The organism is Brevundimonas sp. (genome assembly GCF_018608325.1).
GTDB lineage: Bacteria > Pseudomonadota > Alphaproteobacteria > Caulobacterales > Caulobacteraceae > Brevundimonas.
Map to the genome: position 1 here is coordinate 1 of NZ_JABAZW010000092.1, position 14,226 is coordinate 14,226.

At 66.4% G+C, this 14,226-nt stretch carries 11 protein-coding genes; 7 read left to right on the top strand and 4 right to left on the bottom strand.

The window, feature by feature from the left end:
* Nucleotides 1-373, top strand: a 373-nt coding sequence (locus QZ281_RS09085) for a DUF4893 domain-containing protein (protein WP_292227409.1), incomplete at its 5' end; no start/stop codon positions are given.
* Nucleotides 374-402: 29 nt separating this feature from the next.
* Complete coding sequence (locus QZ281_RS09090) at nt 403-1,137, top strand: DUF4893 domain-containing protein (protein ID WP_292227411.1); 735 nt, start codon at nt 403-405, stop codon at nt 1,135-1,137.
* A 39-nt stretch (nt 1,138-1,176) separates the two neighbouring features.
* Here the strand turns inward: QZ281_RS09090 and QZ281_RS09095 are convergent, their stop codons facing one another.
* A complete protein-coding gene (locus tag QZ281_RS09095; RefSeq protein WP_292227414.1) occupies nt 1,177-2,817 on the bottom strand; it encodes a serine hydrolase in 1,641 nt (546 codons plus the stop codon).
* Between the two features lie 182 nt (nt 2,818-2,999).
* Between QZ281_RS09095 and QZ281_RS09100 the strand changes: the two genes are divergently transcribed.
* Nucleotides 3,000-5,270 (top strand): TonB-dependent receptor, encoded by a 2,271-nt coding sequence (locus tag QZ281_RS09100; RefSeq protein ID WP_292227417.1) that lies wholly within the window; start codon nt 3,000-3,002, stop codon nt 5,268-5,270.
* A 42-nt stretch (nt 5,271-5,312) separates the two neighbouring features.
* Here QZ281_RS09100 and QZ281_RS09105 read toward each other — a convergent pair whose 3' ends face one another.
* A complete protein-coding gene (locus tag QZ281_RS09105; RefSeq protein ID WP_292227419.1) occupies nt 5,313-7,214 on the bottom strand; it encodes a BCCT family transporter in 1,902 nt (633 codons plus the stop codon).
* A 90-nt stretch (nt 7,215-7,304) separates the two neighbouring features.
* Complete coding sequence (locus tag QZ281_RS09110; protein WP_292227421.1) at nt 7,305-7,715, bottom strand: BA14K family protein; 411 nt, start codon at nt 7,713-7,715, stop codon at nt 7,305-7,307.
* A 156-nt stretch (nt 7,716-7,871) separates the two neighbouring features.
* On the opposite strand from QZ281_RS09110, the gene QZ281_RS09115 reads away from it, so the two are divergent.
* Nucleotides 7,872-8,528, top strand: a complete 657-nt coding sequence (locus QZ281_RS09115; protein WP_292227424.1) for an HPP family protein — start codon at nt 7,872-7,874, stop codon at nt 8,526-8,528.
* Nucleotides 8,529-8,637: 109 nt separating this feature from the next.
* Entirely contained in the window at nt 8,638-11,238 is a 2,601-nt protein-coding gene (clpB, locus tag QZ281_RS09120) for an ATP-dependent chaperone ClpB (protein WP_292227426.1), read from the top strand.
* Between the two features lie 59 nt (nt 11,239-11,297).
* On the opposite strand, the gene QZ281_RS09125 is transcribed toward clpB, so the two are convergent.
* Nucleotides 11,298-12,797: a phosphomannomutase/phosphoglucomutase gene (locus QZ281_RS09125; RefSeq protein ID WP_292227429.1), complete on the bottom strand. Its 1,500-nt coding sequence runs from the start codon at nt 12,795-12,797 to the stop codon at nt 11,298-11,300.
* A gap of 251 nt (nt 12,798-13,048) precedes the next feature.
* On the opposite strand from QZ281_RS09125, the gene gpmA reads away from it, so the two are divergent.
* Together gpmA and QZ281_RS09135 are read left to right on the top strand one after the other, a co-directional pair.
* A complete protein-coding gene (gene gpmA / locus QZ281_RS09130; RefSeq protein ID WP_292227432.1) occupies nt 13,049-13,765 on the top strand; it encodes a 2,3-diphosphoglycerate-dependent phosphoglycerate mutase in 717 nt (238 codons plus the stop codon).
* The coding region (locus QZ281_RS09135; RefSeq protein WP_292227434.1) for a bifunctional diaminohydroxyphosphoribosylaminopyrimidine deaminase/5-amino-6-(5-phosphoribosylamino)uracil reductase RibD at nt 13,762-14,226 on the top strand (465 nt) is incomplete at its 3' end. The genes gpmA and QZ281_RS09135, both read left to right, overlap by 4 nt.

Consider the following 14,226-nt stretch of genomic DNA (forward strand, 5'->3'; position numbering starts at 1 on the left):
GCCCCCGCCCGGCAGCTATCGTTGCCGCACAGTGAAGCTGGGGTCGCAGGGCGGCGCCGCCGGTCTGGGCTATGTGATCTACGGCTGGTTCGGCTGCCGCATCGAACAGACGCCGCGCGGCCTGAAGTTCTCAAAGACCACCGGCTCGCAGCGCCCGTCCGGCCTGTTGTTCCCTGAGAATGACCGGCACATGGTCCTGCTGGGCTCTATGGCTCTGGCGCAAGAGCCGCCCGCCAACTCCTATGGTCAGAATGACGACCGCGATCTGGTGGCGGTGCTGGAACGGATTGACGACGCGCGCTGGCGTCTGGTCATCCCCTGGCCGCAGAACGAGTCCAATCTGGACCTGATCGAACTGGTCCCCGCCAACTGACCGTCAGCCCGCTTTCAAGGCGAAACATCATGCGATCCCTTCATTTGAAAATGCTGACGCTGGTCAGCGCAGCGGCCCTGATCGGTGCGCTGGGCGCGTGCGGCGACAATCGCGGCGCCAAGTCCGAGCAGCCCGCCCTGAAGGTCGCGGAAGCCCAGACGCCCCAGCCGGCGGCCGAGGCGGTTGCGCCGTCTGACACGCCGCCGCCGGAAACGGCGACGCCTGCGACTGATGACTGGCGCAAGGTTGTCTCCAGCACGGACGAGGGGCTGCTGGGCCGACTTGACGACGCCTGGCGTCTGTCCCGTATCGAGGCGGAAGACGCCGGCTATTCCGCCCAGGTCGAGAAACTGGGCGCCTTGGCTGACCCCAACGCCGCACGTGCAGGCCGGGTGCAGCCGGGGCAGGGAACCTATCGCTGCCGCACGGTCAAGCTGGGCACGCGGGGTGGTGGAACCTTGGCCTATGTCGATTATCCCTTCTTCGCCTGTCGGGTCGAACTGACGCCGGGCGGCGATCTGATCCTGACCAAGACCACCGGCTCGCAGCGGTTCCAGGGCAGGCTCTATCCCGACGGCGACAGCCGCGTGGTCTATGTCGGCTCTCAGGCGTGGGGCGACGAGCGCGGTTTCCCGACCTATGGCGAGAAGCCTGACCGGGATCAGGCGGGCGTGGTGGAGCGGATCGGCGAGAACCGCTGGCGCGTGGTTCTGCCCTGGCCCAAGCAGGAATCCAAACTGGACCTGATCGAGGTGGTCCGCTGACGCCGGGCGATCCGGTTGGATCGCCCGTTTAATCCGGCCTCAGACCCGCGTCAGCCTCAGATCCTGATAATCGTATGAGAAGTCGATGTCGGGCGACACACCCTTCACCGTCGCCGTCGCCGGTCGCGCGGTCAGGATGTTGAAGGTGATGAAGGCGTCTTCCTCGCGCTTGTCGGGGAAGCGGGTGCGGAAGGTTTCGCCGTCATACGGCTCCAGCCAGCCCTGCAGGGCGGGCGTGTGGGTGAAGCTGAGCCACAGGCCGGTTTTGCGGTTGCGGCCCCGGCCTTCGGTCTTCTGCACGATGGTGATGTCGCCGTACCACGGGTCGCGCCAGGTTCCGGCATAGGCGTCCAGCGGCATGGACGGCGGGGCGCCCGCGCGTTGTTTGGCGTCGATCTCGACGGCGGCGGCCTGCGACTTGGCCTCGCCCTCGGCCTCGATCTTCTTGGAATCAGCGATCCAGTCGACATCGACCTTGCCCATGCACAGGTCGGTGACGCCTGAGCGCAAGGATCGCAGCAGGAAGCTTTCTTCGGCATTCGAGAAGATGGCGAAGCCGATATTGCGGCCGGGGATCAGGACGGTGGCGGAAATGCCGCCGGGCGAGCCGCCGCCGTGGCTGGCGATCCGTTCGCCGCGATAGTCCTGCACCTGCAAGCCCATCGCATAGGTCGAGGCGATGGCGCGGTTGGGCAGTTCCGCCGTCGGTCCGGGCGACGAACCGACGATGATGTTGGGGCGGTACATCTCGCGCGCGGCGGCTTCTGAGAACAGGCGCGAACCGTCCGCCAGCTTGCCTTCGTTCAGGCGCACGGCGATCCACTTGGCCCAGTCGGTGGTGGTGGTGCAGATGCCGCCCGCCGCCGCCGCTGAATCCCAGTTCCAGACCTCGGCGATGGAGTTTGCGATCTGCACCATCGGCCCATGGGTGCGCAGCGGCGGTCCGACGCGGGCATGGGGCAGGGCGGACTTGGCGGGGTCGGCCAGACGCGCCAGGGGCACGGTCTCGGTCATGCCGACCTTGTCCAGAATCCGCGTCTGGATGAAGTCTTCCCACGTCAGGCCCGACACGGCCTCCAGCACCGCGCCCGCCACGACGAACATCAGGTTGCAATAGTGATAGCGCGCCCGGAACCCGTCCTCGATCGGCACGAAGGCGGCCTGGGCGATCACCTCGGCGCGGGTGCGGTCGCTGTTGGGCCAGAACAGCAGGTCGCCCGCGCCCAGCCCGAATCCGGCCCGGTGGCTGAGGGTGTCGCGCACGGTGATATGGCCGGTGATGTAGGGATCGGACAGTTTGAAGCCGGGCAGATAGGTCTTCACCGGCTCGTCCCACTTCACCTTGCCCTCATCGACCAGAATGGCCAGGGCGGCGGCGGTGACGTTCTTGGAGTTGGAGGCGATGGCGAACAGGGTGTGTTCGTCGGCCCGCGCGGGCTTGCCCTGCACCTTCACGCCATAGCCGCGCGACAGGATGGTCTGGCCGTCCTTGACCACCGCAATGCCGATGGCGGGCTGATCCGGCCACGCCGCCATCGCCGTCTTCACATAGGCGTCCACCGCCTCGATCAGGCTGGCGTCGTCATTCGCCGCCGTACGCGCCCACGCCGGGCTGGAGGCCAGGGCGGCGGCGCCCCCGGAAGCGAACAGGGCGGTGCGGCGCGACAGGCGAAGGGACATTGAAAACTCCGGCAAGACTTCTGGCGACGCTAACGCCGAGGCGCCGACAGTCCAAGCTCGAACTGGCCAAGCGCGACTGAAGCGCGCCGTCACATGACACATCCTTAACTGGTGTTCTGTCCCTGCCGTTGTTAGCGCGAGGAAAAAGCATGCCCCCGTCTCTGCTTGCTCAGGATCATCTCGTGAACAGACTGTATTACGCCTCGCTGGCGAGCGCCGCCCTGATGCTGCCCGCCGGAGCCGCCCTGGCCCAGACGCCCGCGCCGCGCCCGGCGACGCCTGCGCCTCAGACCCAGACACCGGCCCAACCTCAGGCTCAGACGCCGCCTGCCCAAACGCCGCCAGCAACGGGTCAGGCCGCCACCGTCGGCGACGTGGTGGTCAATGCGCGCGCCAGCGACGTTCGCACCTCGATCGATTCCACCAGCTACAGCCTGGCCAACGATCTGCAGGCCGTGACCGGCAGCGTCGCCGACGCCCTGCGCAACGTCCCCTCTGTCGATGTCGATCCCGAGGGCAATGTATCCCTGCGCGGCGACAGCAATGTCACCATCCTGGTCGATGGCCGTCCGTCGGGCATCCTGACCGGGCCCGGCCGTGGTCAGGCGCTGATCCAGCTGCCCGCCAGCCAGTATGCGCGCATCGAGGTCATGACCAACCCGTCCGCCGCCTACAGCCCCGAGGGTTCGGGCGGCGTCATCAACCTGATCACCAAGCCCACGGCGCCCAAGCCGGGAACCCAGACGACCGGCTCGCTGCGGGCCAATGTCGGCGATAATGGGCGCTGGAACGCGGGATTGAGCGGATCGTATCAGAAGGACCGTCTGACCCTGTCGGGCGATCTCAGCTATCGGACCGATCCCACCAACATCGACATGTCGCGCCTGCGTGAACAGCTTGATCCCGTCACCGGCGCGGTGGTTTCGACCACCAGCGTCGATCAGCGCATCGAGTCCGAACAGAACGGCGCATTCGGGCGTCTGACCGCCGAATACAAGTTGACTGACAAGACCCAACTGACCGGCGAACTGCGCGGCGTCGTCTTTGACGGCGAAGGCTCCGGGGGCGGGCTGTTCGAGACCCGCAACGCGGCGGGCGCCCTGACCAGCGCCTATCGCCGTGAGGGCGGCCAGGACTTCAACTTCAAGAACTGGGGCGTGACGGGGCGGGTGCTGCATCGCTTCGACGATTCCGGCCACGAATGGTCGAACGAGCTTCGCTACGACAGCAACAGCAACGACAGCTCGGGGCCAGCCAGCACCATCTACCTGACGCCCGCCGCCGCGACCCTGTACGAGCGCACGGCGACCGACGTGAACCAGATCACCCTGGGCTTCACCAGCGCCTATGTCCGTCCCATGGCCGACGGCGGCAAGCTGCGTCTGGGTTACGAACTGAACGATCAGCGCCCGGATCAGGACGTGGTCTTCAGCCGAGGCGCCGTCGAGAACAATCTGCCGGTGGTTCCGGGCCTCAGCAGCCGGTTCAAGGCGCGCCAGACGGTTCACGCCCTGTACGGCACCTATGAGCGCAGCCTGTCCGAGAAGCTGTCGGCCCAGGCGGGTCTGCGGCTGGAGCAGGCCGATATCCGCATCGATGACCTGACCGGCGGCACGTCCGCCTCCCAGGACTATTTCCGCGCCTATCCGACCGCCCACCTGCAATACAAGCTGTCGGACGAGCAGACCCTGCGCGCCAGCTATTCGCGCCGCATCCAGCGTCCCCAGCCCGGCCAGTTGAACCCGCTGGTGGTCTATCAGGACCCGCTGAACCTGCGCTCGGGCAACCCGGACCTGCAGCCGCAGCAAACCGACTCCTTTGAGGTCATGTGGCAGTTGCGCAAGGGCCAGACCTTCTATCAGGCGACCGCCTATCTGCGTGACACGGACAAGGCCTTCACCGATGTGGCCAGCGACATCGGCGGCGGCGTCCTGCTGACACGCCCGGAAAATCTGGGCTCGCGTCGGGACATGGGGGTTGAGCTGGTCGCCAACGGCCGTCTGCACCCGACCCTGCGCTACAACGCCGCCGTCAACCTGTTCCAGCAGGAGATCGACGCCGCCGGGATTCCGGGCGGGCGCGACCGCGACGGCACGATGGCCAGCGGACGCCTCAGCCTGAACTGGCAGCCGACGCCCAAGGACTTTGTTCAGGTCACCGGCTTCTGGCAGGGCGAAAGCCTGCTGGCGCAGGGCAAGCGCGAGGCGGGGGGCATGGTCAACCTGGGCTATCGCCGCAAGCTGAACGAGACTCTGTCGTTCAACTTCACGGCCCGCGACCTGTTCAATTCGTTCAACAACACGGTCACCTATGACACGCCCCTGTTCCGCGAACGGTCGGAACAGGACATCAAGCTGCGCGCCTTCTACATCGGCCTGACGTGGAACTTCGGCGGCGGCCAGCGCCGTCAGCCGGAACAGTTCGACTTCTCGACCGGCCCGTCTGGCGGCTGATAATCAGCAGGGCGGCGTTGTTCGCGGCGCCGCCCTGTGTGCTCAGGCCAGGCGCCAGGCCTGCAGCTTCTCCAGCACGTCGGCGACGATCTGGTTCTGGGTGAAGCCCGTCACATCATAGGGGCGCGAACCGTCGCCGGTCTGGGCCGTCAGACGCCACTCCAGCAGGCGGCGTCCCACGGGGGCGTCGCGCTGGCTTACGACCGGGCGAGGGCGTGAGCGCGCGCCCAGTCGATAGATGAAGACCCGCTCGCCGTGCCGCACGGTCAGCCAGGCGGCGGCCTCGTCGCGGCCGACCTCGGCGTCGGGTTCTTCGGCTTCAAGGGCGCTCCGCACCGTCTCCAGCGCGGGCAGGCCGTGTCGGTCGATCTCCCTGACGATGTCGGTGCGCGTCGCCGGCGTCAGGATGCGCTTGAGCTGCTGTGACAGGGGCGCGGCTTCGGTGGCGATGACGGCGCCGGTCAGGTCGGCGTTCATCTGTCGGAACAGGCCCGCGACCAGCAGGATCATGATGATGCAGAAGGGCAGGGCCGCCACCAGGGTCGCGGCCTGTAATGCGCCTAATCCGCCCGCTAGCAACAGCAGGGCCGCCGCCGCACCCTGCATCACGCACCAGTAGATCCGCTGCCAGCGCGGGGTGTCGTCTGCGCCGCCCGACGCCAGGGTGTCGATCACCAGCGAGCCGGAATCCGCCGAGGTGACGAAGAAGACCGCGACCAGCAGTATGGCCAGGGTCGAGGTGAACATCGTGCCCGGCAACTGCTCGAAGAAGTGGAACATGGCCGTCGACAGATCGGCCTGCACCGCCTGCGAAATCGCGCCTGCCGCCTGACCCATGTCATAGGCCATGGCCGTATTGCCGAATACGGTCATCCACAGGAAGGTGAAGCCGGTCGGCACCAGCAGCACCCCGACCACAAACTCACGTACCGTCCGCCCGCGTGAGATGCGGGCGATGAACATGCCCACGAACGGCGACCACGCGATCCACCAGGCCCAGTAGAACAGGGTCCAGTTCGCCATCCATGCCCTGGGCTCATAGGCATAGAGGGTGAAGGTGCGCAGGAAGAAGTGGTCCAGATACAGGCCGAAATTCTGCACCAGCGCCCGCATCAGGAACAGGGTCGGCCCGGCGAACAGCACGAACAGCATCAGGCAGACAGCCAGGATCAGGTTCAGTTCCGACAGGCGTCGCACGCCCTTGTCGACGCCCGACAGCACCGACAGCGTCGCCACCCCCATCACCGCCACGATCAGTCCGACCTGGATCAGCACGGTGTTGGGAATGCCGAACACATAGTCCAGACCCGCCGCCATCTGGGCCACGCCAAGCCCCAGCGAGGTGGCGATGCCGAACAGGGTGCCGCAGATGGCGAAGATGTCGACCGCGTCCCCGATCGGTCCGTTGATCCGCTTGCCCAGCAGGGGATACAGGCCCGACCGCATGGTCAGGGGCAGGCCCTTTCTGTGTGCGAAATAGGCCAGGCTCAAGCCCACCACCGCATAGATGGCCCAGGCGTGGACGCCCCAGTGGGTGAAGGTGATGACCATGGCCTCGCGCGCGGCCTTGACCGTGCCGGGGACTTCCTCAGGCGGGGCGATATAGTGCTGCACCGGCTCGGCGACGGCGAAATACATCAGGCCGATGCCCATGCCCGCTGCGAACAGCATGGCCAGCCAGGACAGATAGGGGAAGTCCGGCTCGGCGTCGTCAGGCCCCAGTTTCAACCGCCCGGTCGGCCCGGCGGCCAGCCAGACCACGGCGCCCAGAAAGCCCGCGACAGCGGCGACATAAAGCCAGCCGAAGGTGTCGATCACCCAGGCCTGGGCCCGACCGAAGATCAGGTCGGAGGTGTTCGGCGCGATCAGGGCCAACAACAGCAGGGCGCCTGCAATCGCGCTGGCCCCCCAGAAGACGCGGGGGTTCATCTTGGTCGTAAGCATCGGTCCAAAGCGTATGGCGAAGCTGTGGGTTCCCGATCACCCGACAAGACCGGGCGGCGAGGACGTCGCCCGGCCGTCTTGTCTCAGGCGCTACAGGCGGCAAACCGCCGTCTGGCCGCGACGGACGGTGTAGCGATCCGTGTGCGGATTATAGCTCCTGAAACGGCTCTGGCAGGCGTGGACGTGGCGATACCAGTCGCCATGATGCGAGAAGTGCGCCGGAGGGTCAGAGGGGCGCGCGCCCCAACTGGCTTGCCAGAGACCATACCGGTCATTGTTGTCCGGCCCGCGATTGTCGGCGCGGCGCATGTCGGACTGGTTCGGTCCGGTGTTCTGCATATAGGGGACGGGGCCGGTCTGGTGTGGGCGGGCCTCGTTCGGCCGCATCGGAGCGGCGTGTTCTGGCTGTCCTTGTCGGGACTGGTCAAAGCTCGCGGCCTGTGCGGAAGCGGCGCTGAGGGCCATAAGGCCGGCGGCGACTGCGATCAGGGTCTTGCGCATGGTAAGCTCCTACCGCCCGATAATTCGGGCATGCAGGCACAACGCATGACGATGGCCTGTGGCCGGGCGGCCTTAAAATATATCCAGAGCGTCGAACCGGCCTATCGCGGCGGTTTCGCTGGGTTTAGGCAGGTAACCTCGGCGTGAGGGGGCTTCATGCGGCTGTTTCGACCCATTCTGGCGGGCGCGACCCTGCGCGATCGTGCGGCCGCCTGTCTGGGCGCCCTGTTCGGCATCGGCCTGACCGGGCTGGTGTCACGCTGGGTTCTGGGAGCGGACCATGCGGCGCACGCCCTGCTGATCGCCTCGATGGGGGCCTCGGCGGTGCTGGTCTTCGCCGTGCCCGCCAGCCCTCTGGCCCAGCCCTGGCCGGTGATCGGCGGCAACGCCATCTCGGGCCTGATCGGCGTCATCGTCGCCCACACCATCCATGACCCCATGATCGGCGGCGCCGTCGCCGTGTCCCTGGCCATCGGGGTCATGTCCCTGTTCGGATGCCTGCATCCGCCTGGCGGCGGCACGGCCCTGACGCCGGTGCTGGCGGGGCCCGCCGCCGCCTGGCTGTTCCCGCTGGCCCCCGCCGCCCTGAACGCCGTCCTGCTGGTCGGCGCGGCCTGGCTGTTCCACCGGTTTTCGGGCCACGCCTATCCGCACAGGCCAGAGAAGGTCGCGCCCGGCGCTTTGGCGATTTCAGAGGCCGACATCGACGCCGCACTGTCGGAAATGCACGAGGCGCTGGATGTCAGCCGCGAGGATCTGCGCGCCGTCGCCGTGCTGGCGGCCCAACACGCCGCAGGCCGCCGTAAATCCTGACCCGACCCCTTGTGCGCCAAATCGGCAACACCATCTCGTTTGAGACAGCTCAAGGCGTCGCTTTCGATAAGGGCGCAGTGAGATGAAATCCGCCTCCTGAGGGGAATACATGAATCTCGATCTCTACTCCGACCGCGCCAAACAGGCCGTTCAGTCGGCCCAGTCTCTGGCGCTGGCGCGCCGTCACCAGCAGTTCGCGCCCGAACACCTGCTCAAGGTCCTGCTTGAGGAGCGCGACGGGCTGGCCCGCAACCTGATCAATGCGGCCGGCGGCGATGTCCGCAAGGCCGAAGCCGATGTTGAAACCGCCCTGAAGAAACGCGCCCAGGTCACGGGCGGCTCAGGCCAGCTGTATCTGGACGGCGACACCGCCCGCGTCTTCGCCGCCGCCGAGGAAGCGTCCAAGAAATCGGGCGACGCCTTCGTCACGACCGAGCGCCTGCTGGCGGCTCTGGCCAAGGAAGGCGGGGTTGCGGCTCAGGTTCTGAAATCATCCGGCGTGACGCCTGACAAGCTGGGGACAGCCATCGCCGACATCCGCAAGGGCAAGACCGCCGACAACGCCAGCGCCGAAGACGGCTATGACGCCCTGAAACGCTATGCCCGCGACCTGACCCAGGCCGCCGCCGACGGCAAGATCGACCCGGTCATCGGCCGCGACGAGGAGATCCGCCGCACCATTCAGGTGCTGGCCCGTCGCACCAAGAACAACCCCGTCCTGATCGGTGAACCCGGCGTCGGCAAGACCGCCATCGTCGAGGGGCTGGCCCTGCGCATCGTCAATGGCGACGTGCCGGAATCCCTGCGCGACAAGACCGTCATGGCGCTGGACATGGGCAGCCTGATCGCCGGCGCGAAATATCGCGGCGAGTTCGAGGAACGCCTGAAATCCGTGCTGAACGAGGTGTCGGCGGCCGAGGGCGGGGTCATCCTGTTCATCGACGAAATGCACACGCTTGTCGGCGCCGGCAAAGGCGACGGGGCGATGGACGCCTCCAACCTGCTGAAGCCCGCCCTTGCGCGCGGCGAACTGCACTGCGTCGGCGCCACCACCCTGGATGAATACCGCAAGCACGTCGAGAAGGACGCGGCTCTGGCTCGTCGCTTCCAGCCGGTCTTCGTCGCCGAACCCACGGTCGAGGACACGGTGTCGATCCTGCGCGGCCTGAAGGAGAAGTACGAGGTCCACCACGGGGTCCGCATCTCGGACAGCGCCATCGTCGCCGCCGCCACCTTGTCGAACCGCTACATCACCGACCGCTTCCTGCCCGACAAGGCCATCGACCTGATCGACGAGGCCGCATCGCGCGTGCGCATGGCCGTGGACTCCAAGCCCGAGGCTCTGGACGAAATCGACCGCCGTCTGGTCCAGCTGAAGATCGAACGCGAGGCCCTGAAGAAGGAAACCGACACCGCCTCCCAGCACCGTCTGGAGAAGCTGGAAGACGAGATCATTGATCTGGAGGGTCAGTCCGACGACCTGACGAACCAGTGGAAGTCGGAAAAGGAAAAGGTCGGCCAAGGCGCTCAGTTGCGCGAAACCCTGGACCGTCTGCGTCTGGAGCTGACCAACGCTCAGCGCGCGGGCGACCTGGGCCGTGCGTCAGAGATCGCCTACGGGCAGATTCCGCAGATCGAAAAACAGCTGGCTGAGGCCGAGGCCAATGAAACCTCGGGCGCCTCAGGTCGTGGGGGACCGTTGACCCCCGAAGTCGTCGACGCCGAACAGATCGCCGCCGTCGTCAGCCGCTGGACGGGGGTGCCGGTCGACAAGATGCTGGAAGGCGAGCGCGAGAAGCTGCTCAAGATGGAGGATGCTCTGGGCGGCCGCGTCGTGGGGCAGGATGAGGCCCTGACCGCCGTGTCCGACGCCGTGCGCCGCGCGCGCGCCGGCCTGAACGACCCCAACCGTCCGCTGGGCAGCTTCCTGTTCCTGGGCCCGACCGGCGTGGGCAAGACGGAACTGACCAAGGCCCTGGCCGAGTTTCTGTTTGACGACGAGGCCGCCATCACCCGGCTGGATATGTCAGAATATATGGAGAAGCATTCGGTCAGCCGCCTGATCGGCGCCCCTCCCGGCTATGTCGGCTATGACGAGGGCGGCGCCCTGACCGAGGCGGTGCGTCGCCGCCCCTATCAGGTCGTCCTGTTCGACGAGGTCGAGAAGGCCCACCCCGACGTCTTCAACGTGCTGCTGCAGGTGCTGGACGACGGCCGCCTGACCGATGGTCAGGGCCGCACCATCGACTTCCGCAACACCCTGATCATCATGACCTCCAACCTGGGTTCGGAGTTCCTGGCCAGTCAGAATGAGGGCGATGATGTCGAGGCCGTGCGTCCCTTCGTGATGGAGGCGGTGCGCGGGCATTTCCGGCCCGAGTTCCTGAACCGGATCGACGAGATCATCCTGTTCCACCGTCTGGGCCGCGACCAGATGGGCGGCATCGTCCGCATCCAGCTGGCCCGGTTCGAGAAGCTTCTGGCCGACCGCCGCATGGCCATCGATATCGACGACGCCGCCCTCGCCTGGCTGGCCGACCGCGGCTACGACCCCGTCTATGGCGCCCGCCCCTTAAAGCGCGTCATCCAGAAAGACCTTGTCGACCCCATCGCCCGCAAACTGCTGGCGGGCGAGATCGAGGACGGCGGCGTCATCGCCGTGTCAGCGGGTCAGGACGGTCTGGAGATCGGCAAGGCGCGGGTGCATTGACCCGTTGGGGCGGTGGTTTCGCCGCCGCCCCTTCGCCCGGAATGACGAAAAGGTGCCGATCAGATCTCCTGATTGAATGCGCCGATCTCGGGATAGGCGGCGAGGCGCGGCTTGATTTCCTTGCGGAACAGGTCGCGCATGTCGTCTTCGGAGCGCATGCTTTCGACCACCACGACCAGTTCGGGCTTGTTGGACGAGGCGCGGACCAGGACCCATGAACCGTCGTCCAGATGCACGCGCACGCCGTTGACGGTGATGGCCTCGATGATCTTGCGGCCCAGGATTTCGCCCCCGGCGGCGGCGAGGTCCGAGTATTCCTTCACGATCCGGTCCAGCACGCCGTACTTCAGTTCGTCATCGCAGTGCGGCGACATGGTCAGGCTGGTCCAGGCGTTGGGCAGGGCGGCCTTCAGCTCGCTCAGCTTCTTGCCCGGATTGCGGTCCAGCATGGCCAGAATGGCGCCCGCCGCGACCAGACCGTCGTCGTAGCCGTGGCCCAGATCGCCCGCCATGAAGAAGTGACCGGACTTCTCGAACCCGGCCAGGGCGCCCAGTTCGGCGGTCTTACGCTTGATGTAGGAATGGCCCGTCTTCCAATAGACGACCTCGGCGCCATTGGCCTTCAGCACCTCGTCGGTCTTGTACAGGCCCGTCGATTTCACATCGACGACGAAGGTCGCATTGGGGTGGCTCTTCGACAGGTCGCGGGCCAGCATAAGGCCGATCTTGTCGGCGAAAATTTCCTCGCCCGTGTCGTCCACCACGCCGCAGCGGTCGCCGTCGCCGTCGAAGCCCAGGGCCAGGTCGGCGCCCGTCTCCTTCACACGCTGGGCCATCTGGACCAGCATGGCGTGGTCTTCCGGGTTCGGGTTGTATTTGGGGAAGTTGTAGTCGAGGTCGGTGTCCATCTCGATCACCTCGACGCCCATGCGGCGCAGGGCGTCGGGAGCGAAGGCGCCGGCCGTGCCGTTGCCGCAGGCGCAGACCACCTTCAGCGGACGCTTGATCTGGACCTTGGACGCCACGTCGGCGACATAGGTTTCGCGGAAGCCGTCGACGCGCACCAGCTTGCCGCCGTCGCGCGCCACGCCCTGTCCGCCCAGCACGATTTCCTTCAGACGGCCCATTTCGTCGGGGCCGAAGGTCAGGGGCTTGTTCGCGCCCATCTTCACCCCGGTCCAGCCGTTCTCGTTATGGCTGGCGGTGACCATGGCGACGCACGGGGCGTCCAGTTCGAACTGGCCGAAATAGGCCATGGGCGACAGGGCCAGACCCACGTCCAAAACCTCCATCCCGCCTTCCAGCAGGCCGATGATCAGGGCCTGTTTGACGCTGAGGCTATACCCGCGGAAGTCATGGCCGACGACGATCTTGGGCTGGACACCGATCTCGTGGACAAAGGTGGCCAGGCCAAGGCCCAGCGCCTGGATGCCCAGAAGGTTGATCTCTTTTTCCAGAATCCAGCGCGCGTCGTATTCGCGGAACCCCGTCGGCTTCACCAGCGCCTGGGTTTCATAGGCAGCCGTGTTCGGCGTCAGATCCTGGCGGGGTTTCAGCATGGGAATGACCTTGGAAAGTAGGGCGGCTTGGGAGGCAGGCGCCTAGTCGGCGGTGCGAAAGAACGTAAATAAGCTGTACAGGCGATTGGACGGCTGACCCTATAGCCCTGCAGGCTGTTGCGCCGCAACACGATGCGAACGTCGTTATGGCTGTCAGCGATGCAGGACGATGGCGAAACCTTGACCGGCTGATGACAGCGGCCTACCCCAAACGTCTCCCCTTTACGCCCGTCTTCTACGGAGCCTGCTGAATGTCGCGCCTGATCCTGCTTCGCCACGGCCAGAGCCAATGGAACCTCGAGAACCGTTTCACCGGCTGGGTCGATGTCGATCTGACGGCGGAAGGCGAGGCTCAGGCGCGTCATGGCGGTGAACTGATCGCTGAAGCCGGGTTTACGCCCGCCGTCATGTTCACCTCGGTCCTGACGCGCGCCAAACGCACCGGCGCCCTGGCCCTGCAGTCGGCGGGTCTGAACGATGTGCCGGTGATCGAGGACTGGCGTCTGAACGAGCGGCATTACGGCGGCCTGACGGGTCTGAACAAGGCCGAGACTGCCGAGAAGCATGGCGAGGATCAGGTCAAGGTCTGGCGCCGCAGCTATGACGTGCCGCCGCCGCCGCTGGCGCCGGGCGGCGAGTTCGATTTCAATTCTGACCCCCGCTATGCGGGCAAGACCATTCCCGACACCGAAAGCCTGAAGACCACGCTGGACCGGGTCGAGCCCTATTGGGACGCCGAGATCGCACCGCGCCTGAAGGCCGGTGAGGACGTGCTGATCGCCGCCCACGGCAACTCGCTGCGCGCCATCGTCAAGCTTCTGTTCGCTGTGCCGGACGACAAGATCGTCGGCGTGGAGATTCCGACCGGCAATCCGTTGGAGATCGACCTGGACGCTGATCTGAAGCCGACCGCCGCCCGCTATCTTGACGCCTCGCGCGCCGAAGAATTGCCCCCGGCCGTCGCATGAGTTGGACCGACGCCGACCGGGGCTTCATGGCCCAGGCCATCGAACTGGCCAAAGGGCGCATGGGCGAAACCTGGCCCAATCCTGCGGTCGGCTGCGTGCTGGTCAAGGATGGCCGCGTCATCGCCCAGGCCGCCACGGCGCCGGGCGGACGGCCCCATGCCGAGGAACAGGCCGTGCCTGCCGCCGGAGCTGAGGTCGTCGGCGCCACCGCCTATGTGACGCTGGAGCCGTGCGGCGCGCGGTCTTCAGGCCGCAAATCCTGTGCTCATTTCCTGGCTGAGGCTGGAGTGGCGCGTGTGGTGGTCGCCTGTCTTGATCCGTCGCCGTTCGCGGCGGGGCGTGGCACTGAGCGCCTGCGTACGGCGGGTTTGACGGTGGAGACGGGACTTCTGGCCGAAGAGGCGGTGGTCCTGTGCGAAGGCTTCCTGCACCGGCTGGAGACGGGGCGGCCTCTGGTGCGC